Below are 20,310 nucleotides of genomic sequence, written 5' to 3' on the forward strand. Positions count from 1 at the left end.
CGATTTTCCAGCTTTTTCGATAAGTAAGTCTTATGGATTTCAAGCAACTGCGTTATTTCGTCGCGGTGTATGAGGAAGGCCACGTGGGCCGTGCCGCCGAGCGTTTGTCGATCTCGCAACCGGCCTTGTCGCAACAGATTCGCCAGCTGGAGCAGAACCTGGATGTCAGCCTGTTCGAGCGCAGCAGCAAGCGCCTGTTGCCGACACTGGCGGCACACACCTTGTACAACCACGCCTTGCCGCTGATCGACGGCATGCAGCAAGCCGTCGAGGCCTTGCGCAACTTCAAGGGCCAGGCGATGCGCACCTTGGCCATTGGCGTGCTGCAAACCGTGCACACCAGCCTGGTCCCGCAGATGCTCGAGCGCGTGCGCAAAGCCCAACCGCATCTGGTGGTGCAGATCTATGAGTTGACCGGGATTGAAATTGAGCGGCGTTTGCTCAACGGTTCGCTGGATATCGGCATCAGCTACTTGCCTCCCCGTCAGCCGGGGTTAACCGGCGTGTTGCTGTACGAAGATGAACTGAAGGTCGTCATCCCCGAAGACCACCCATTGCGGGAATTCAAGAAAGTCTCGCTGAAACAGGCGGCGGAGTTGCCGATGCTGCTGTTGGGGGAAGAGTTTCAGGTGCGCCAGATCTGGCAAGGCCAGTTATCCAATTTAGGACGACGGCCACAAGTGCAGGCGGAGTTGAATACGATGGCAGGGATTCTCGATAGCCTGCCTCATACCCAGCTCGCCACCGTATTGCCGGGGCGCTCCCAGGATGAACACAACAGCAAGGCACTGCTGTGGAAGCCCTTGAGTGAACCCAGGGTGCCGCTGAAAGTGGGGTTGGTGTGCCGCGATGTGCAGCGCCAACAAGCGACGGTGGCGTTATTGCGCACCCTGCTCGAAGACGTAATGAATGCCCCACAGGCAGGCGCCTGACTTTTTCGCGGGCAAAAGAAAACCCCGCCGAAGCGGGGCTTTGCAGACTGTTTCCCTGACATCCATTTCACTCCGCCATCCTGGCAGAATCCTACGTGTCCGTGTTGTTGCTTTGCGCTTCCTGCGCGACGTCCATGTGAAGTAGATTATCCGTGGATCCAATTTGGCGATAGAGGACGAATAGCAGCACGTCATGTAAGAGAATGCTTACACGCCCTCCAAGCCCTTAGAACAGTGCTTCATCCAGCAAAAACAATGATTCACTACCGGCTTTTACCGACGCACTCAGTGAATGAATGCGCGGCAGCAGGCGGGCAAAGTAGAAGCGCGCGGTACCCAGCTTGCTGGCGTAGAAGTCTTCCTCAGCCTCTTTGCCCAGCGCGGCCTTGGCCATGCGCGCCCACATATAGGCATAGGCCATGTAGCCAAAGGCGTGCAGGTACTCAACCGAAGCCGCGCCGATTTCATTCGGGTTGGTCTTGGCGCGGTCCAGCACCCAGGCGGTCAACTCATCCAGGTTATCCACGGCAGCGCTGAGCGGTTGGGTGAACTCGCTCAACTCGGCGCCTGAAGCCGCGATGAACTGGCGGATCTCGTCAGCGAACAAGGTGTAGAACGCCCCGCCACTGCCAACGATCTTGCGCCCCATCAAGTCCAGCGCTTGAATGCCGTTGGTGCCTTCGTAGATCTGCGTGATGCGCACATCCCGCACCAACTGCTCCTGGCCCCACTCGCGGATGTAGCCGTGGCCGCCAAAGATCTGCTGGCCGAGCACGGTGGTTTCCAGGCCAAGGTCGCTGAGGAAGGCCTTGGCAACAGGTGTCAGCAGCGCCACCAGGTTGTCTGCACGTTCGCGAGCGGCGGCATCTTCACTGAACTTGGCGATGTCCAATTGCGTGGCCACATAGGTGGAGAACGCACGACCGCCTTCGTTCGAGGCTTTCATGGTCAGCAACATGCGGCGCACATCCGGGTGCACGATGATCGGGTCGGCCACTTTGTCCTTGGCCTGGGCGCCGGTCGGCGAGCGGCTTTGCAGACGGTCGCGCGCGTATTCAATCGCGTTTTGATAAGAGCGCTCACCCGACGCCAGGCCCTGGATACCCACACCCAAACGCTCGTAGTTCATCATGGTGAACATCGCCGCCAACCCACGGTTCGGCTCGCCCACCAGGTAACCCACGGCTGCATCGAAGTTCATCACGCAGGTCGCGGATGCCTGGATGCCCATCTTGTGTTCGATGGAGCCGCAACTCACCGGGTTGCGCGCGCCCAGGCTGCCGTCGGCATTGACCATGAACTTCGGCACCAGAAACAGCGAAATGCCCTTTGGCCCGGCCGGTGCATCCGGCAGTTTGGCCAGCACCAGGTGGATGATGTTGTCGGTGAGGTCATGCTCGCCGCCGGTGATAAAGATCTTGGTGCCACTGATGGTGTAGGACCCGTCCGCCTGAGGCTCAGCCTTGGTGCGGATAATGCCCAGGTCAGTCCCGGCGTGCGCTTCCGTCAGGCACATGGAACCTGCCCACTCACCCGAATACATTTTCGGCAGGTAGGTAGCCTTGAGCGCTTCGCTGGCGTGGGTGTTGATGGAGACGCAGGCGCCGGAGGTCAGCATCGGGTAAAGGCCAAACGCCAGGCTCGATGAGTTGATCATCTCTTCAACTTGCGCCGAGACGGCCTTGGGCATGCCCATGCCGCCGAAGATCGGGTCGCCGCCGACGCCCACCCAGCCACCTTCGGCGTAGGTCTTATAAGCCTGTGGGAAACCATCCGGCGTGCTGACGGCAGTGTCCGCCCAACGGCAACCTTGCTCGTCGCCATTACGGCTGAGCGGCGCGATGGATTTGGCCGTGACCTTGCCGGCTTCTTCAAGGATCGCCTCAACGGTTTCGGCATCTACGGTGTCTGCCAATGCCGGCAATTGGGCCCAGGTGTTGGCGACCTCAAAAACTTCGTTGAGGACGAAGCGCATATCACGCAGCGGCGCTTTGTAATCAGCCATGGCAAACCTCGTGAGAACAGGAAAAGTGATTCGATAGGATCGGTTTTACAGGCTTCGAGTGTAACCGAACAACATTTGAGACACATAGGGTCCGTTAGTGACCATTAGGTATTTAATGGTCATATCACGAATCCAATATGGACTTCTGTGGGAGCTGGCTTGCCTGCTATGCCGGCACCTCGGTTTATCAGTTACACCGAGTTGATGCCATCGCAGGCAAGCCAGCCCCACATTTTGACCGCAGTGAATCAATCGCGCCTAAAGCGCAAACAACTGCGCAGGCAAGCTCATCAAGCACTCACTGCCCGCCTCCACAGCGGCGCGGTGCGTTGCAGTGCGCGGCAACAAGCGCTTGAAGTAGAAATCGCAGGTGGCCAATTTAGCTTGGGCGAACGCTGCGTCGTCATGCGATTGGGCCGTAATGGCCATGCGCAACCACAGGTACGCCAGAATGATGTAACCGCTGTACATCAAGTAATCCACCGCCGCCGCGCCCACTTCATCCGGGTTTTTCATGGCAGCCACGCCGACCTTCATCGTCAGCTCGCCCCATTGCTGGTTCAGTTGGTTGAGCTGCTCAACCTGGGCCTTGAGCTGCGGGTGCTCGGCATTCGCCGCGCAGAACTTATGCACAAGTTTGGTAAACCCGCGCAGCAACTTGCCCTGGCTGCCCAGGACCTTACGGCCCAGCAAGTCGAGCGCCTGGATGCCATTAGTGCCTTCATAGATCGGCGCAATCCGCGCATCACGCGCCAGTTGCTCCATGCCCCATTCGCGAATGTAGCCATGGCCGCCGAACACCTGCATACCGTGGTTGGTCACCTCCAGCCCGGTTTCGGTCATAAAGGCTTTGCAGATAGGCGTGAGGAACGCCAACAGGTCTTCGGCCTCCTGGCGTTGGGCGGCGTCACTGCTCAAGTGCGCGGTGTCGAGCAGTTGGGCAGTGAAGTAGGTCAGCGCCCGATTGCCTTCGTTGAAGGCCTTCATGGTCAGCAACATGCGCCGCACGTCGGCGTGCACGATGATCGGGTCGGCGGCTTTATCCGGGGCCTTGGCGCCGGTCAGCGAGCGCATTTGCAGGCGGTCGTTGGCGTATTTGATCGCGCCCTGGAAACTCGCCTCACCATTGCACAAACCCTGCATGCCAGTGCCCAGGCGCGCGTGGTTCATCATGGTGAACATGCAATTGAGGCCCTTGTTCGCCTCGCCAATCAAAAAGCCCTTGGCGCCGTCAAAGTTCAGCACGCAGGTGGCCGAGGCCTTGATGCCCATCTTGTGCTCGATGGAACCACAGTGCACCGCGTTGCGCTCGCCTGAATCGGCATGGAACTTGGGCACGATAAACAACGAGATACCTTTGGTGCCCGCCGGGGCGTCCGGCAGTTTGGCCAGCACCAAGTGAATGATATTGGCGCTCATGTCGTGCTCGCCGGCCGAGATAAAGATCTTGCTGCCGGTGACCGCGTAACTGCCGTCCGCCTGGAGCACGGCGCGGGTCTTGATCAACCCCAGGTCAGTGCCGCAATGGGCTTCGGTGAGGCACATGGTGCCGGTCCATTCGCCGGCGGTGAGTTTGGTCAGGTAGGTGGCTTTCTGTTCTTCAGTGCCGTGGGCGTGAATCGCCGACATTGCACCGTGGGTGAGACCCGGGTACATGCCCCAGGAGGTGTTGCTGGAGCCGATCATTTCGCTGAGCACCAGGCCCAGGGACAGCGGCAAGCCCTGGCCCCCGTAAGCCGGGTCAGCCGCCACGCCATGCCAGCCGCCTTCCACGTAGTGGGCGAAAGCTTCCTTGAAGCCCTTGGGCGTGGTGACCACGCCATTGTCGAAGTGGCAGCCTTCTTCATCGCCACTGCGATTGAGCGGCGACAGCACGTTTTCGCAGAATTTGGCGCCTTCTTCGAGAATCGCGCTGACCATATCCGGGCTCGCGTCGGTGGCGCCCAAGGCGGCGTAGTGGCCGTGAAAATCAAACACGTTGTCGATCAGAAAGCGCATGTCGCGCAGGGGAGCTTTGTACTCAGGCATGGCAATGTCTCCGGCAGCAGATACTTTCAACCTACTGCCGGTCATCGCCTCGAACAATCACTGTAGAACCGCTGAATACACCGCCATCACTCAACCGGCAGCGCTCTCCATGCGCACCGCGCCGCGCCGGGTTTGCCCGGCAGCGACCACGCAGTTACGCCCCGCGCCCTTGGCCGCGTAGAGCGCCTGATCGGCGGACTTGAGCACTTCTTCAGGCGTGCGCTGCTCGACCTGGCGCTCGGCCACGCCGATGCTGACCGTCACCGACACACTCGAGGCGCCACTGCCCACCCGGCGTTGGCGGCCCTGCTGGTCGTCGTGGGGACGGTCCGGGTTGCGCAGCTTGATGGCGTAGTTGGCGATGATCTCGCGAATCTCTTCCAGGTGCGGCATGCACTCGTCCAACGTCTTGCCGGCGAACACCACGGCAAACTCTTCCCCGCCATAACGATAGGCACGCCCACCGCCATTGACCTTCGACAATTTGCTGGCCACCAGCCGCAGCACTTGGTCACCGACATCGTGGCCGTGGGTGTCGTTAAAGCGCTTGAAGTGATCGACGTCGCTCATTGCCAACACATAATTGCGCCCCAACCGTTGCATGCGCTCATTGAGCGCGCGCCGCCCCGGCAAGCCGGTGAGTTCATCGCGAAAGGCCATCTGATAAGCCTCGTGCGCCACGCCGGCGGCAATCATCAGCATTACCTGGCTGCACATGATGTTCAGCGTGAACGGCAGGATAAAGGTTTGCGGCAACATCCAGAACAGCCCCAGCAAACCCACCAGTTGCGCCGCGTGCAAGGGCCGCGGCTGATACCAGTACTGCGCCGCCAGGGTGACAAAACCAATCAGGAACATCGGGTACGACAGCTGGATCAGGCTCATCCAGCTGCCATGCAGCGCCGGCCAGCGAATCTCCGCCAGCCAGTTCAGCAAGGCTTGGGGGAAACTCTGCTCAAGCGCCAGGGCTACGCTGCCAAACGCAAAAAGCACGGCGCAGCGCGCCACAAAGTCGCGGAACAGGTGGGTTTTCTCCTGCCACAGCGCGTAAATGCTGAACAGCAACGGCAACAGCAAGCAACACAGATGGAACACCACCGCGGCGTCTTCACGGACGCGGCCGTTATCGCGGTAATAATCGGTCTGGGTGTCGAGCAGGAAGTAAACGACGTACACCGTGATCATCAGAAACAGCTCACGCTGGCGCCGATACACCGCGCAGTACGCGCCGCCGAGCAACAGCACCAAGGTCGGCAGCACATTGAACAGCGAGGTAAAGAACACGCTGAGGTCTTTGACATACGCAGCCGAGAGCCCGGCCAGCAACAGCAGCAACGAAGGGAGAAAATGACTGAACCGTACAGCGGACACGCGTGACAAGGGTAAAGCTCCGACCCGCCCAGAAAGATGGCACAGTGCCTTCACTGAGCACAGTTAAGCACATTCAATGTGACCTGTATCACATTGCCATCACTGTAACGGCAGCCACGCGCAATCCCTGAGTGCTGTGCTGTGTTTTTTATCGCCGCACATAAAAAAACCGCCGCTTCCAAAAGAAGCGGCGGTTTTCAGGAGACCGGCAGGGCTTAGTAAGCCAGGCCGAAGTCTTCTTCTTTCATGTCCATCAGGTTGTTGGCGCCCGACAGCATGGTGACCTTATGGGTCTGGGTACGCGGCAGGATGCGCTGGAAGTAGAAGCGCGCCGTCTGCAGCTTGGCGGTGTAGAACGCCTCTTCGGTGGTGCCGGCAGCCAGTTTTTCAGCAGCCAGGCGTGCCATGTCGGCCCAGAAGTAAGCCAGGCACGCGTAGCCGGAGTACATCAGGTAGTCCACCGAGGCGGCACCGACTTCTTCACGGTCTTTCATCGCGGCCATACCGACCTTCATGGTCAACTCGCCCCACTCTTTGTTCAGTGCCGCCAGCGGTGCAACGAATTCTTTGACGGCTTCGTTGCCTTCGTTGGCCTGGCAGAACTTGTGCACGATCTTGGTGAAGCCCTTGAGCGCTTCGCCTTGAGTCATCAGCACTTTACGGCCCAGCAAGTCGAGTGCCTGGATGCCGGTGGTGCCTTCGTACAGCATCGAAATGCGGCTGTCACGAACGTTCTGCTCCATACCCCACTCGGCGATAAAGCCGTGGCCGCCGTAGATCTGCACGCCGTGGTTGGCCGATTCAAAACCGACTTCGGTCATGAACGCCTTGGCGATTGGGGTCATGAACGCCAGCAGGCCGTCGGCTTGCTTCTTGGCTTCGTCGTCGGTGCCGTACTTGACGATGTCCACTTGCTTGGCGGTGAAGTACACCATCGCCCGGTTGCCTTCAGCGAAGGCTTTCATGGTCAGCAGCATACGGCGCACATCAGGGTGCACGATGATCGGGTCAGCGGCTTTGTCCGGCGCTTTCGGGCCAGTCAGCGAGCGCATTTGCAGACGGTCGCGAGCGTATTTCAGGCCGCCCTGGAAGCCGATCTCGGCGTGGGACAAGCCTTGCAGCGCGGTGCCCAGGCGAGCGGTGTTCATAAAGGTGAACATGCAGTTCAGGCCTTTGTTCGCCGGGCCGATCAGGAAACCGGTGGCCGCGTCGAAGTTCATCACGCAGGTGGCGTTACCGTGGATGCCCATCTTGTGTTCCAGGGAACCACAGGTCACCGCGTTGCGCTCGCCGATCGAGCCGTCTGCGTTCGGCAGGAATTTAGGCACGATGAACAGCGAAATACCCTTGGTGCCGGCCGGTGCGTCCGGCAGGCGGGCCAGTACGATATGGACGATGTTGTCGGCCATGTCGTGTTCACCGGCCGAGATGAAGATCTTGGTGCCGGAGACTTTGTAGGAACCATCAGCCTGAGGTTCGGCCTTGGTGCGCAGCATGCCCAGGTCGGTGCCGCAGTGCGGCTCGGTCAGGCACATGGTGCCGGTCCACTCACCCGAAACCAGCTTGGTCAGGTAAGCGTCTTGCTGTTGCGGGGTGCCGTGCTCGGAGATGGTGTTCATCGCACCGTGGGACAGGCCAGGGTACATGCCCCACGACCAGTTGGCGGCGCCGACCATCTCGCTCACGGCCAGGCCCAGGGATTCCGGCAGGCCTTGGCCACCGTGCTCCACGTCGTGGGCCAGGCTTGGCCAGCCGCCTTCGACGAACTGCTTGTAGGCTTCTTTGAAACCAGTAGGGGTTTTTACGCCTGACTCGCTCCAGGTACACCCTTCGATGTCACCCACGCGGTTCAACGGTGCCAGCACTTGCTCACAGAACTTGGCGCCTTCCTCAAGAATGGCGTCAACCATGTCCGGAGTAGCGTCCTGGCAAGCCGGCAGGCTCTGATAGTGCGCTTCATAACCGAGCAGTTCGTCACGAACGAAGCGAATATCACGCAAGGGGGCCTTGTAGTCAGGCATAGCGATAAACCTCTGCTGATGTATCTGGGATGAACAACCGCGTGGATTTGTTATGGCGGTCAAACAGGTGTTTGAAACATACGTTTACGACCTGAGGTTGTCAAGCATCGCGCCGAAGCCGTTTGTCATGACGCGCATCAATGCCACGCACGGCAAGGCCTGCGGCGGGATGCCACGCTTAAAAGGAGTTTAGAAGTTCAACGAGATGACACAGGACAATGTGGGAGCTGGCTTGTGTGGGAGCTGGCTTGCCTGCGATACAGGCGCCGCGGTATATCAGGAAGATTGAGTCGATGCTATCGCAGGCAAGCCAGCTCCCACAGAAGAGCCGGCGTGTGCCGATAGAAAGTTAAGCGTAGGTATCGATCAACGTGCCAAGCATTTCATCCGAAGCCTTGGCAACTTTCGCGCCCAGCTCCACTTGAAACTTGCCTTGGGCCATTTCGACCATGTTGCTCGCCGAGTTGGACGGCTGGGCGCGATCGTTGGCTTGTAGACGATCACTTTGTGCATCCGAGGGCTGGGTCGTCGCGGCGCCGGCAATTTTGCCGGCGGCCTGGTCGACGCGGTTCTGCCCGGCCTGAATAGTGCTCAGCCCCGAATAAAACGCGCTGCTTCCAGAGATTTCCATGGCGTAAGCCTGCCTTTAGAGAATCGTGAACTTGAATTGAAGCAGACATCCTGGCAAAACGCCCGTCAAAAACACTAATGGCATAATGCCTTAGCGATAGCCAAAATCAGTCAAGCAGGTCCAATTCCAGGTACTCGGCCACCACTTTCGCGCTGGCCTGCTTGAGCTTTGGCACCCGCCCCAGGCACGGCGCAGGCAACCGCTCAGCCAGGGTTGCGAGGTTCTCTTCCAGACGAGAGGTCTTGGGGTCGATGATATTTGCCACCCAACCCGCCAACGGCAAACCGTCCCGCGCGATGGCTTCGGCGGTGAGCAGCGCATGGCTGATACAGCCCAGACGCACGCCCACCACCAGGATCACCGGCAGCTTGAGCGCCATGGCCAGGTCCGACAGGTTGTCCTGATCGGCCAACGGCACCCGCCAGCCGCCTGCGCCTTCGATCAAGGTGAAATCGGCGTGTTGCGCGAGTATGTGCTGCATCGGTTTCAACAGTGATTGCACCGTGAGCGCCACACCCGCCTCCCGCGCGGCCAGGTGCGGCGCAATCGCGGGTTCAAAGGCCACCGGGTTGACCTCGGCATAGGTCAACGGCAGCGAACATTCGGCCAGCAGTGCCAAGGCGTCGGCGTTGCGCAAACCTTTTGGGGTGAGCTGGCAGCCTGAGGCCACCGGTTTTCCGGCGGCGGTGCTTTTACCCGCCAGCCGCGCGGCATGCAGCAGCCCGGCGGCGATGGTGGTTTTGCCCACATCGGTGTCGGTGCCGGTGATGAAATAAGCGGCGCTCATAACGGTTTCTCCAGTACGGCATACACCACTTGGTACGTGGCGGGCAGGCCCTGGGCCTGGCGGAACTGCTCGTAAGCGTGCACCAGTGCAACAATCCGCGCGCGCCCCGTCAACCCTCCCGGGCGACCGGGGTTGAGGTTATGCGCGCCCAACGCCTTGAGTTCGTGGGTCAGGCTGCGCACATCCGGGTAGTGCAACACGTGAGGCTGGCGCTCCAGGCTCAGCACCCGCAAACCGCTGGCAGCACACAGCTGTTGGTAAGCCTCGAAGGTGCGAAAGCGGTTGACGTGAACCAGGCCATCCGCCGCACGCCAGCTTTGGCGCAACTCGTCCAGGGTGCCCACGCACAGGCTCGCAAATGCGAAGACGCCCCCGGGTTGCAGCACACGACAGGCCTCACTGAGCACCGCGTCGAAATTCGCGCACCACTGCACCGCCAGGCTGGAGAACAGCAGCTGGAAGCTCTCAGTTGCAAGCGGCAAGCGTTCTGCATCCCCCGCAATAAAGTGCTGCGCGCCCCCTAAAGGCCGCGCATGGTTGAGCATGCCCTCGGCAATATCCAGCGCTACGCCTTGGCTTGCAGGCAACAGTTCGCCCAGTGCACGGCTGAAATAACCCGTGCCGCAGCCCACATCCAGCCAACGTCTGGCCGCGATGGCAGCTGGCAAGCGAGACAACAGCTCATGCCCGACTGCGCGCTGCAACTCGGCGACGCTGTCGTAGCTGGCTGCTGCGCGGGAAAACGAGGCCGCCACCTGGCGCTTGTCCGGCAAACCGCCCGGCAGTGGGGGCTGGGATAAATCAGTCATCAACACACTCATGCAAAAAAGCCTGGATGGCCCCCGCTACACCGTGAGGGTCTTCCAGAAGAAAAGCGTGACCGGCCTGTTCAATCAGGCCGATTTCTACATCGGGCAGCAGGGCCAATAGATCACCCGCGGCTTCAGCGGGCACTAAACCGTCCAACCCCGCAAACAGGTGCAGTTGCGGGCCACGAAACGCTTGCAAAGCGGCGCGGGTATCCAGTTGAGCAAGCAGTTCCAGGCCCGGCATCAACACACTCGACAACGTATTCGGCGCCCCACTGACCAACAGGCGCGACAGCCCGCGCGGGTCGGCAGCGCCCTTGGCACACAGCAGGCCAAAGCGTTTGAGCGTGACCTGAGAATCGGCATGGCAACCCGCGAGGAACGCATCGAACGTCTCGGCAGGCATCGCACTGGGCCAGCCTTGATGGGCGACAAAACACGGGTTGCTCGCCAATGTCAGCAGCCCGCAGCAGCGCTCGCCGCGCCGCGCCGCCAACTCGGAAGCGAGCATGCCGCCCAGGGACCAGCCGCCCAACCAGGCGTTGTCCGGCAGTGTGGCGTCGAGTTCGTCGAGCCATTCATCCAGATCGCTGGAAGCCAGCACCGGCAACGGTTCGATATGCACTTGCAGGTGTTCGTCCAAACCCTGCAAGGCGCCAGCCAAAGGCTCCAGCGGTGAAACGCCGAGCCCCCAACCGGGCAGTAATACCAGTCGATCACGCATGGTCGGGCTCCGTAATACTTAACAACCGGAAACACTCATCCAATGCGCTTAACAATAGCTGCACCTGGGCCGCGCTGTGGGCCGCTGTCAGTGTCACGCGCAAACGCGCACTGCCGGCCGGCACAGTCGGTGGGCGGATGGCTGTCACCATCAGGCCGCGCTCGCGCAGCATCTGCGACAGGCGCATGGCGGTGGCGCTGTCGCCAATCAGGATCGGCTGGATCGGCGTGAAGCTGTCCATCAACCGCAGGCCAAGCTGCTCGGCGCCCTGGCGGAACTGGCGGATCAGACCATTGAGGTGCTCACGCCGCCAGTGCTCGGTGCGCAGCAGCTCCAGGCTTTTCAAAGTGGCGCAGGCCAATGCCGGTGGCTGGCTGGTGGTGTAGATGTAGGGCCGGGCGAACTGGATCAGGCTTTCGATCAGCTCTTCACTGCCCGCCACAAACGCTCCGGCGGTGCCGAACGCTTTACCGAGGGTGCCGACCAATACCGGCACGTCTTCCTGGCTCAAGCCGAAATGCTCGACGATGCCGCCGCCCGTAGCACCTAACGGTCCGAAGCCATGGGCGTCATCAACCATCAACCAGGCGCCTTTGGCGCGTGCCTCACGGGCCAGCGCAGGCAGGTCGGCCAGATTGCCGTCCATGCTGAACACACCATCGGTGACCACCAGCGTATTGCCGGTCGCCTTCTCCAGGCGTTTGGCCAGGCTGCTGGCGTCGTTATGCAGATAGCGGTTGAAACGCGCCCCGGACAACAGCCCGGCGTCCAGCAGCGAGGCGTGGTTGAGCCGGTCCTCCAGCACCGTATCGCCCTGCCCCACCAACGCGGTGACCGCGCCCAGGTTGGCCATATAGCCGGTCGTAAACAGCAGTGCACGCGGGCGCCCTGTGAGGTCGGCCAGTGCTTCCTCGAGTTCATGGTGCGGCGTGGCATGGCCGATCACCAGGTGCGAAGCGCCACCGCCCACGCCCCAGCGGGACGCCCCGGCGCGCCAGGCTTCGATCACTTGCGGGTGATTGGCCAGGCCCAGGTAGTCGTTATTGCAGAATGCCAGCAGCGGTTGGCCATCCACCACCACTTGCGGGCCTTGCGGGCTCTCAAGCAAAGGGCGTTGGCGATAAAGGTGTTCGGCCCGGCGGGCAGCGAGGCGCGCGGCGAGATCAAAAGACATGCAGGCCTCGGCAGATCAGGTTGAACCCGATCCAATGTGGGAGCTGGCTTGCCTGCGATGACGGCAGCACATTCAGTATCAATATGCCTGGAAGACCGCTATCGCAGGCAAGCCAGCTCCCACAGTTGGATTGCGTTTCAAATGTGGAGAGAGGCGTTAAACCACCGCGTTATAGAACTGCTCGCTGCTCTTTTGCTCCACCAACGCCTGCTCAATCGCTGCCTGATGCACTTCATCGGCGTGCTCTTCACGCGCCTCCGGCAAGATCCCCAGGCGCGAGAACAGTTGCATGTCCTTGTCGGCCTGCGGGTTGGCGGTGGTCAGCAACTTGTCGCCGTAGAAGATCGAGTTGGCACCGGCGAAAAACGCCAGGGCCTGCATCTGCTCGTTCATCGCTTCACGGCCGGCCGACAAGCGCACATGGGATTGCGGCATCAGGATGCGCGCCACGGCGAGCATGCGGATAAAGTCAAACGGGTCGATGTCTTCGGCGTTTTCCAGCGGCGTACCGGCGACTTTCACCAGCATGTTGATCGGCACCGACTCCGGATGCTCCGGCAGGTTGGCCAGTTGGATCAGCAGGTTGGCGCGGTCGTCGAGGGACTCGCCCATGCCGAGGATGCCGCCCGAGCAGATCTTCATCCCCGAATCACGCACGTAGGCCAGGGTTTGCAGGCGCTCTCCGTAGGTGCGGGTGGTGATGATGCTGCCGTAAAACTCAGGCGAGGTGTCGAGGTTGTGGTTGTAGTAGTCCAGGCCGGCCTGGGCCAGGGCTTCGGTCTGGTCCTGGTCGAGACGGCCGAGGGTCATGCAGGTTTCCAGGCCCATGGCCTTCACGCCCTTGACCATCTGCAGCACGTAGGGCATGTCTTTGGCCGACGGGTGCTTCCAGGCGGCGCCCATGCAGAAGCGCGTCGAACCGATGGCTTTGGCGCGAGCGGCCTCTTCGAGGACCTTCTGCACCTCCATCAGCTTTTCTTTTTCCAGACCGGTGTTGTAGTGGCCCGACTGCGGACAATATTTGCAATCTTCCGGGCAGGCGCCGGTTTTGATCGACAGCAAGGTCGAGACCTGCACGCGGTTGGCGTCGAAATGCGCGCGGTGCACGGTCTGCGCCTGGAACAACAGGTCGTTGAAGGGTTGCACAAACAGCGCTTTGACTTCGGCTAAAGACCAATCGTGACGCAGGGTGGCAGAGGTGCTGGCGCTCATGGGCGATTCCTTGATTATGCTTGGGCTTACGCTGTGGGAAGGGCAATACCGGCAATACCCGCAATACCCACAGTCAGTCACGACACGGATGCTCGGCATATTTAAGGAAGATTCATGCACTGTCAACTCAGATACAAACATCAGGTTTACATCTGGTTAGAAAACAACCAGACCTGTTTAATTTGCGATGAAGCAACAAACTCCAACCACACTGTGTGCAACGCCTGCGAAACCGAGCTGCCCTGGCTGCTGGAGCATTGCGAGGTGTGCGCCCTGCCCCTGCCGATGGAGGGTTTGATTTGCGGCCCCTGTCAAAAAAAGCCGCCTGCCTATAAACAGGTGATCGCACCCTGGACCTACGGTTTCCCCGTCGACACCCTTATCAGCCGCTTCAAACACCAGTCGCGCTGGCCACTGGGTCATCTGCTCGCACACTTGCTGGGCCAGTATCTGCAACACCGTTTCGACAACACCGCACTCACCCGCCCCGACTGCCTGCTGCCGGTGCCCATGGCGCGCAAGCGTCTGCGTGAGCGCGGCTTCAACCAATCGTTGATGTTGGCCCGCTGGCTCAGCGAAGACCTCGACCTCCCACACGATGAACACCTGTTGTTACGCCCCCATGAAACCGTCGCGCAACAAGCCCTCGACGCCAAGACCCGCCAACGCAACCTGCTCACCGCGTTTGCGCTGGCACCCGGCGCCCAGGTGCAGGGCCGCCACTTTGCGCTGGTGGACGACGTACTCACCACCGGCGCCACCGCCCACAGCCTGGCCCGCCTATTGATGGACGCCGGCGCTCGTCAGGTCGATGTGTACTGTCTGGCCCGCACGCCAAAACCAGGCTCATGACTTGACTCGCGTGCGCCGCGCCTGCAACGTCCGCTGACCTTATCGAAGCGTATCCACATGTCTCTGCCGACCTCCCTCAGCCAACACATCATCCGCCGCCCCCAGCGCATCGCCCTGTTGGCGCATATTGCCGAGCAGGGTTCGATCACCCGCGCAGCCAAGAGCGCTGGCCTGAGTTACAAGGCCGCGTGGGATGCGATCGACGAGTTGAACAACCTGGCGAAAAAGCCGCTGGTGGAGCGCAGCGTCGGCGGCAAAGGCGGCGGCGGCGCCAAGCTGACGGCCGAAGGTGAGCGCGTGCTGCGCCTGTACCAACGCCTGCAAGTGTTGCAGGCCGAGGTGCTGGGTTCGGATGAGGACGCGAGCGACTTCAACCTGCTCGGCCGCCTGATGTTGCGCACCAGCGCGCGCAACCAACTGCACGGCCAGGTCAGCGCCATCGAACACCAGGGCCGCAATGACTTGATTCGCCTGCAACTCTCGGGCGGCTTGAGCCTGAGTGCGCAGATCACTCACGACAGCACGCAGCGGCTGGAGCTGGAAACCGGCGTTGAAGTGGTCGCCTTGATCAAGGCCGGATGGCTGGAATTGCTCGCCATCGGGCAGGCTGCAACACCTGGACACAATTGCGTGAGCGGTGTGATCGAGACGATTCTCGACGCCGATGACGGCCCCAGCGAAGTGCGCATCACCCTGCCCAACGGCCAGGTTTTATGCGCCCTGGCGCAGCCCGCCGCGCTCCAGGTACTGGGTGTCGTCGAAGGCGGCCAAGTCCAGGTGCAATTCTCACCCAACAATGTGCTGCTCGGCACACCGGTTTAGGCGCCCGCCATCTTTAAGCTGCAACAAATTCGTCACGAGCGCTCCTTAAGGTGTCTGCAAAAACCGCAGGGAGCCTGAAATGAGCCTATTAGAAGAAAACCAAGCCACCGACCTTGAACAGATGGTCGGCCTCACCCGCCGCCGTTTTATCGGCGCCGGCGCCCTGTGCGGTGCCGCGATGTTCCTGGGTGGCAACCTGCTCACGCGCAGCGCAATGGCCGTGAACGCTGCCACCGCCAGCCCCTTGCTGGGCTTTGCCAGCATCGCTGCGGCCACCAGCGACGCCATCACCTTGCCGCCGGGTTACTCCGCCTCGGTACTGATCAGTTGGGGCCAGCCGCTGCACAAGAACGCGCCAGCCTTCGACCCGTCCGGCAATGGCACTGCCAAGGCCCAGGAACAGCAGTTCGGTGACAACAACGACGGCATGAGCCTGTTCGCCTTCCCCGGTGACAACAACCGTGCGCTGATGGCCATCAACAACGAATACACCAACTACCGCTACCTCTACGCCCATGGCGGCGCGCCGCAATCGGCTGAAGACGTGCGCAAGGCCCAGGCCAGCGAAGGTGTGTCGGTGATAGAGGTGCGGCGCAAGGGCGACACCTGGCAGTTCGTGCAGGACTCGCGCTACAACCGCCGCATCCACGGTAACTCGCCGATCCGCCTGGGTGGCCCCGCTGCCGGCCATGCCTGGCTGAAAACCAGCGCCGACAAAACCGGCAAAAAAGCCCTTGGCACCTTCCAGAACTGCGCCAACGGCAAGACGCCATGGGGCACCTACCTGACCTGCGAAGAGAACTTCACCGACTGCTTTGGCAGCAGCAACCCGCAACAAAGCTTCGACGCCGGGCAAAAGCGCTACGGCGTGGTGGCCGCCAGCCGTGAGATCAATTGGCACCTGCACGACCCGCGCTTCGACATGGCCAAGAACCCCAACGAACTCAATCGCCACGGCTGGGTGGTGGAAATCGACCCGTTCGACCCGCAATCCACACCGGTCAAGCGCACTGCCCTGGGCCGCTTCAAACACGAAAACGCCGCACTGGCAGAAACCCGTGATGGCCGCGCCGTGGTGTACATGGGCGACGACGAGCGTGGCGAGTTCATCTACAAGTTCGTCAGCCGCGATCCGATCAACCACCACAACCCCAAAGCCAACAAGAACCTGCTCGACCACGGCACCCTGTACGTGGCGATTTTCGATGCCGGCGACGGCAATGCCGACCACCCCAAGGGCAAAGGCGAATGGGTCGAACTCACCCACGGCAAAAACGGCATCGACGCCAGCTCGGGGTTTGCCAGCCAGGCCGAAGTGCTGATCCACGCGCGCCTGGCCGCCAGTGTGGTGAAAGCCACACGCATGGACCGCCCGGAATGGATCGTGGTCAGCCCCACCGACGGCCAGGTGTATTGCACGCTCACCAACAACGCCAAACGCGGTGAAGACGGCCAGCCGGTGGGCGGGCCGAATCCGCGTGAGAAAAACGTGTATGGCCAGATCCTGCGCTGGAAAGCCGACGCGGATAACCACGGCGCCAACACCTTCACCTGGGATTTGTTTGTGGTGGCCGGCAACCCCGGTGTGCATGCCGGTACGCCAAAAGGCGGCTCGTCCAACATCAACCCGCAAAACATGTTCAACAGTCCCGACGGCCTGGGGTTCGACAAGGCAGGGCGCCTGTGGATCCTCACCGACGGCGACTACAGCAACAAGGGCGACTTCGCCGGCATGGGCAATAACCAGATGCTCTGCGCCGACCCCAACACCGGGGAAATCCGCCGCTTCATGGTCGGGCCGGTGGCGTGCGAGGTTACAGGCATCAGCTTCTCGCCGGACCAGAAGACCCTGTTTGTGGGGATTCAGCATCCGGGGGAAACCGGGGGTTCGACCTGGCCGGAGCATCTGCCAAACGGCAAGCCGCGCTCGTCGGTGATGGCGATTCGGCGGGATGATGGTGGGATAGTCGGCGCCTGACAGGGCCTCATCGCAGGCAAGCCAGCTCCCACCTTTGAGCGCATTCCACGCTCAAGTGTGGGAGCTGGCTTGCCTGCGATGGCAATGGCACAGTCGCCACCTATCTCAGCGTTGGTGCGTTACCATACCCGGCCGGACGCGGCGCCCTGCTGCGCGCAGGAGTTCGCATGGCCCACCCGTTTGAAACACTCACCCCCGATTTAGTACTCGACGCCGTCGAAAGCATCGGCTTTCTCAGCGACGCGCGCGTGTTGGCGCTTAACAGCTACGAAAACCGCGTGTATCAGGTGGGCATCGAAGACTCCGAGCCGCTGATCGCCAAATTCTACCGCCCGCAGCGCTGGACCAACGAAGCGATCCTGGAAGAACACCGCTTCACCTTCGAACTGGCCGAGTGCGAAGTGCCGGTGGTTGCACCGCTGGTGCATAACGGCGAAAGCCTGTTCGAACACGCGGGCTTTCGCTTCACCCTGTTCCCACGCCGTGGCGGTCGGGCGCCGGAGCCGGGCAACCTGGATCAGCTGTATCGCCTCGGGCAATTGCTCGGCCGTTTACACGCGGTGGGGTCCACCCGCCCGTTTGAACACCGCGAAGCCTTGGGTGTGAAGAACTTCGGTCACGATTCCCTCAACACCTTGCTTGAAGGCAATTTCATTCCCAAAAGCCTGCTGCCCGCTTACGAGTCTGTCGCGCGCGACCTGCTCAAGCGCGTGGAAGAGGTGTACAAGGCCACACCGCACAAGAACATCCGCATGCACGGCGACTGCCACCCCGGCAACATGATGTGCCGCGACGAGATGTTCCACATCGTCGACCTGGACGACTGCCGCATGGGCCCGGCCGTGCAGGACCTGTGGATGATGCTCGCGGGCGACCGTCAGGAATGCCTGGGCCAGCTGTCGGAATTGATGGACGGCTACCAGGAGTTCCACGACTTCGACCCACGCGAACTGGCCTTGATCGAACCCCTGCGCGCCTTGCGCCTGATGCACTACAGCGCCTGGCTGGCCCGGCGCTGGGATGACCCGGCATTCCCCCACAGCTTTCCGTGGTTTGGCAGCGAGCGGTATTGGGGCGACCAGGTGTTGGCGTTGCGTGAGCAACTGTCGGCGCTCAATGAAGAACCCCTCAAACTCTTCTAAAGAGCAGTACACCACCGGTGTGGGAGCTGGCTTGCCTGCGATTCAGACAACTCGGTGTATCAGTGGTACTAAGGTGATTTCATCGCAGGCAAGCCAGCTCCCACAGAAAAGCCCCTGCCTTGCCTGACAAAAATCCTTACAATCGCGCTTTGTAAGCTGCCTGAGCAAGGATTCTGCAATGCACGCCGCCAACCCCCGCAAAGGGTACATCCTGGGCCTGAGTGCCTATGTCATCTGGGGTCTTTTCCCACTTTATTTCAAAGCCATCGCCAGTGTTCCCGCCGCCGAAATCATCGTGCACCGCGTCTTGTGGTCAGCGCTGTTCGGCGGTTTGCTGTTGATGGTGTGGAAGCACCCCGGCTGGTTCCGTGAACTGCGCGACAACCCCAAGCGCCTGGCGATCCTGGCACTCAGTGGTTCGTTGATTGCGGCCAACTGGCTGACCTATGTGTGGTCGGTGAACAGCGGGCGCATGCTGGAAGCGAGCCTGGGTTACTACATCAACCCGTTGGTGAATGTGCTGCTGGGCATGCTGATCCTGGGCGAGCGCCTGCGCCGCCTGCAATGGATCGCCGTCGGGCTGGCGGCGGTGGGTGTGGCGCAGCAAGTGTGGCAAGTCGGCAGTCTGCCGTGGGTGTCGCTGGTGCTGGCACTGACCTTCGGCTTTTACGGTTTGATCCGCAAACAGGCGCCGGTCAAGGCGCTGCCAGGGCTGGTGGTGGAAACCTGGATGCTGGTGCCGATCGCCGTCGCCTGGTTGTTGTTCAACCCATCGGCCCATAGTGCGCAGCTTGAATTTTGGAGCACCTCCGAAGCCTGGTGGCTGGTGGCCGCAGGCCCGGTTACGCTGATTCCGCTGGTGTGTTTCAACGCCGCCGCACGGCATTTGCCCTACACCGCACTGGGCTTTTTGCAATACGTGGCGCCGACGCTGGTGCTGTTGGAAGCGGTGCTGCTGTTCGGTGAACACCTGGCGACCAGCACGCTGATTGCTTTCGCATTTATCTGGGCGGGCCTGGTGGTTTACAGCCTGGATGCATGGCTGACGGTGCGCAAACGCTGATCAAATAACGTACAAACCTCTGCAAGCCACAGTGCACGTGGCTTGCAGGCATTCACCCCAAGGTTATCCACACCCTGATCCCCGCCATTTGTGCACAAGCCATTGAAACTGCTCGTTTTTTGCTCAATCGACGAAGAAGCCCGGCCGGCATGGCCTGGCGCCGGGTCTCTACAGGTTATCCACAGGCCCATGCAAGATTTCCATGCATAACCTTGTGGACCGATTATTCCTCGTGGTGCAGTTCCACCATCAAATCATCGGCCAAGGTTTCCAGGGACAGCTGCAAGGTATCCAGGGACAACGCGGCCGGCACCTGCAACAACGCTTCGGCGCTAAACAAGGGATCACCGCTCATGGGCGCCGGACGCACATCCGTGCTCAGGCTCGCCAGGTTCACGCCTTGTTTGCTCAATAGCGCCGTGATTTCGCGCACGATGCCTGCGCGGTCATTGCCCACCAACGTCATCATGATCGATTTGGACGCCGAGGCCTGCCCGCTGCTGCCCTCGCCCACCAGCACACGAATGCCATGTGTGGATAAGTCCTCCAGCGCGCCGACCAGGGCTTGACGCTGTTCCGTCGGCACGCTAACCCGCAAAATCCCGGCAAACTGCCCGGCCATGTGCGCCATGCGGCTTTCCAGCCAGTTACCGCCGTGGGCGGCAATGTTCTGCGCAATGCGTTCAACCAGGCCGGGTTTGTCGGCGGCGATAATAGTGAGTACAAGATGGTCCATGGCGAAGCCCTCGGTGGGTTGAT

Annotated in this window: 17 protein-coding genes; 6 read left to right on the forward strand and 11 right to left on the reverse strand. The window is 61.0% G+C overall.

The window, feature by feature from the left end:
• The first annotated feature begins 32 nt into the window (after positions 1–32).
• A complete protein-coding gene (locus HBO41_RS20230) occupies positions 33–932 on the forward strand; it encodes a LysR family transcriptional regulator (RefSeq protein ID WP_017138036.1) in 900 nt (299 codons plus the stop codon).
• A gap of 226 nt (positions 933–1,158) precedes the next feature.
• On the opposite strand, the gene HBO41_RS20235 is transcribed toward HBO41_RS20230, so the two are convergent.
• From HBO41_RS20235 to bioB, 10 genes are all read right to left on the reverse strand, one after another.
• Positions 1,159–2,937: an acyl-CoA dehydrogenase C-terminal domain-containing protein gene (locus tag HBO41_RS20235; protein WP_169987495.1), complete on the reverse strand. Its 1,779-nt coding sequence runs from the start codon at positions 2,935–2,937 to the stop codon at positions 1,159–1,161.
• A gap of 258 nt (positions 2,938–3,195) precedes the next feature.
• Positions 3,196–4,965 carry an acyl-CoA dehydrogenase C-terminal domain-containing protein gene (locus tag HBO41_RS20240; RefSeq protein ID WP_169987497.1) on the reverse strand — a complete coding sequence of 590 codons (1,770 nt, stop codon included), beginning with the start codon at positions 4,963–4,965 and terminating at the stop codon, positions 3,196–3,198.
• A 90-nt stretch (positions 4,966–5,055) separates the two neighbouring features.
• Complete coding sequence (locus tag HBO41_RS20245; protein WP_017138033.1) at positions 5,056–6,345, reverse strand: diguanylate cyclase; 1,290 nt, start codon at positions 6,343–6,345, stop codon at positions 5,056–5,058.
• A 206-nt stretch (positions 6,346–6,551) separates the two neighbouring features.
• Positions 6,552–8,357, reverse strand: coding sequence for a phenylacyl-CoA dehydrogenase (locus tag HBO41_RS20250; RefSeq protein ID WP_017138032.1), 1,806 nt, complete (start codon positions 8,355–8,357; stop codon positions 6,552–6,554).
• A gap of 349 nt (positions 8,358–8,706) precedes the next feature.
• On the reverse strand, positions 8,707–8,988 hold the full coding sequence (locus tag HBO41_RS20255; protein ID WP_017138029.1) for a hypothetical protein: 282 nt from the start codon (positions 8,986–8,988) through the stop codon (positions 8,707–8,709).
• 106 nt (positions 8,989–9,094) lie between these two features.
• Entirely contained in the window at positions 9,095–9,775 is a 681-nt protein-coding gene (gene bioD, locus HBO41_RS20260) for a dethiobiotin synthase (RefSeq protein ID WP_017138028.1), read from the reverse strand.
• Complete coding sequence (bioC, locus tag HBO41_RS20265) at positions 9,772–10,584, reverse strand: malonyl-ACP O-methyltransferase BioC (protein ID WP_017138027.1); 813 nt, start codon at positions 10,582–10,584, stop codon at positions 9,772–9,774. Before bioC ends, bioD begins: the two co-directional genes overlap by 4 nt.
• Positions 10,577–11,308, reverse strand: a complete 732-nt coding sequence (locus HBO41_RS20270; RefSeq protein WP_017138026.1) for an alpha/beta fold hydrolase — start codon at positions 11,306–11,308, stop codon at positions 10,577–10,579. The genes bioC and HBO41_RS20270 overlap by 8 nt, the downstream gene beginning before the upstream one ends.
• Positions 11,301–12,482 carry an 8-amino-7-oxononanoate synthase gene (gene bioF, locus HBO41_RS20275; protein ID WP_169987499.1) on the reverse strand — a complete coding sequence of 394 codons (1,182 nt, stop codon included), beginning with the start codon at positions 12,480–12,482 and terminating at the stop codon, positions 11,301–11,303. The genes HBO41_RS20270 and bioF overlap by 8 nt, the downstream gene beginning before the upstream one ends.
• A gap of 156 nt (positions 12,483–12,638) precedes the next feature.
• Positions 12,639–13,694: a biotin synthase BioB gene (gene bioB / locus HBO41_RS20280; protein ID WP_017138024.1), complete on the reverse strand. Its 1,056-nt coding sequence runs from the start codon at positions 13,692–13,694 to the stop codon at positions 12,639–12,641.
• Positions 13,695–13,808: 114 nt separating this feature from the next.
• On the opposite strand from bioB, the gene HBO41_RS20285 reads away from it, so the two are divergent.
• The 5 genes from HBO41_RS20285 (at position 13,809) to rarD (ending at position 19,551) form a co-directional block, all read left to right on the forward strand.
• Entirely contained in the window at positions 13,809–14,546 is a 738-nt protein-coding gene (locus HBO41_RS20285; RefSeq protein ID WP_138451640.1) for a ComF family protein, read from the forward strand.
• A gap of 57 nt (positions 14,547–14,603) precedes the next feature.
• A complete protein-coding gene (locus HBO41_RS20290; protein ID WP_169987501.1) occupies positions 14,604–15,368 on the forward strand; it encodes a TOBE domain-containing protein in 765 nt (254 codons plus the stop codon).
• A 79-nt stretch (positions 15,369–15,447) separates the two neighbouring features.
• Positions 15,448–17,346, forward strand: a complete 1,899-nt coding sequence (locus HBO41_RS20295) for a PhoX family phosphatase (protein ID WP_017138021.1) — start codon at positions 15,448–15,450, stop codon at positions 17,344–17,346.
• Between the two features lie 167 nt (positions 17,347–17,513).
• A complete protein-coding gene (locus tag HBO41_RS20300) occupies positions 17,514–18,488 on the forward strand; it encodes a serine/threonine protein kinase (RefSeq protein ID WP_056857817.1) in 975 nt (324 codons plus the stop codon).
• Between the two features lie 178 nt (positions 18,489–18,666).
• Complete coding sequence (gene rarD / locus HBO41_RS20305) at positions 18,667–19,551, forward strand: EamA family transporter RarD (protein WP_017138019.1); 885 nt, start codon at positions 18,667–18,669, stop codon at positions 19,549–19,551.
• Positions 19,552–19,774: 223 nt separating this feature from the next.
• Here rarD and HBO41_RS20310 read toward each other — a convergent pair whose 3' ends face one another.
• Positions 19,775–20,287 carry a glycine cleavage system protein R gene (locus HBO41_RS20310; RefSeq protein ID WP_017138018.1) on the reverse strand — a complete coding sequence of 171 codons (513 nt, stop codon included), beginning with the start codon at positions 20,285–20,287 and terminating at the stop codon, positions 19,775–19,777.
• Between the last annotated feature and the right edge of the window lie 23 nt (positions 20,288–20,310).

Origin of the sequence: Pseudomonas sp. WS 5146, assembly GCF_012985495.1 — a bacterium.
GTDB classification, from domain to species: Bacteria; Pseudomonadota; Gammaproteobacteria; order Pseudomonadales; family Pseudomonadaceae; genus Aquipseudomonas; species Aquipseudomonas edaphica.

Bases quoted from the DNA above. Each gene is read 5' to 3' on its own strand.
- rarD (WP_017138019.1), top strand. From the start codon at position 18,667: ATGCACGCCGCCAACCCCCGCAAAGGGTACATCCTGGGCCTGAGTGCC.
- HBO41_RS20290 (WP_169987501.1), top strand. From the start codon at position 14,604: ATGTCTCTGCCGACCTCCCTCAGCCAACACATCATCCGCCGCCCCCAG.
- HBO41_RS20250 (WP_017138032.1), bottom strand. From the start codon at position 8,357: ATGCCTGACTACAAGGCCCCCTTGCGTGATATTCGCTTCGTTCGTGAC.
- HBO41_RS20255 (WP_017138029.1), bottom strand. From the start codon at position 8,988: ATGGAAATCTCTGGAAGCAGCGCGTTTTATTCGGGGCTGAGCACTATT.
- HBO41_RS20235 (WP_169987495.1), bottom strand. From the start codon at position 2,937: ATGGCTGATTACAAAGCGCCGCTGCGTGATATGCGCTTCGTCCTCAAC.
- HBO41_RS20230 (WP_017138036.1), top strand. From the start codon at position 33: ATGGATTTCAAGCAACTGCGTTATTTCGTCGCGGTGTATGAGGAAGGC.
- bioD (WP_017138028.1), bottom strand. From the start codon at position 9,775: ATGAGCGCCGCTTATTTCATCACCGGCACCGACACCGATGTGGGCAAA.
- HBO41_RS20300 (WP_056857817.1), top strand. From the start codon at position 17,514: ATGGCCCACCCGTTTGAAACACTCACCCCCGATTTAGTACTCGACGCC.
- bioC (WP_017138027.1), bottom strand. From the start codon at position 10,584: ATGACTGATTTATCCCAGCCCCCACTGCCGGGCGGTTTGCCGGACAAG.
- HBO41_RS20310 (WP_017138018.1), bottom strand. From the start codon at position 20,287: ATGGACCATCTTGTACTCACTATTATCGCCGCCGACAAACCCGGCCTG.
- HBO41_RS20285 (WP_138451640.1), top strand. From the start codon at position 13,809: ATGCACTGTCAACTCAGATACAAACATCAGGTTTACATCTGGTTAGAA.
- bioB (WP_017138024.1), bottom strand. From the start codon at position 13,694: ATGAGCGCCAGCACCTCTGCCACCCTGCGTCACGATTGGTCTTTAGCC.
- HBO41_RS20240 (WP_169987497.1), bottom strand. From the start codon at position 4,965: ATGCCTGAGTACAAAGCTCCCCTGCGCGACATGCGCTTTCTGATCGAC.
- HBO41_RS20295 (WP_017138021.1), top strand. From the start codon at position 15,448: ATGAGCCTATTAGAAGAAAACCAAGCCACCGACCTTGAACAGATGGTC.
- HBO41_RS20270 (WP_017138026.1), bottom strand. From the start codon at position 11,308: ATGCGTGATCGACTGGTATTACTGCCCGGTTGGGGGCTCGGCGTTTCA.
- bioF (WP_169987499.1), bottom strand. From the start codon at position 12,482: ATGTCTTTTGATCTCGCCGCGCGCCTCGCTGCCCGCCGGGCCGAACAC.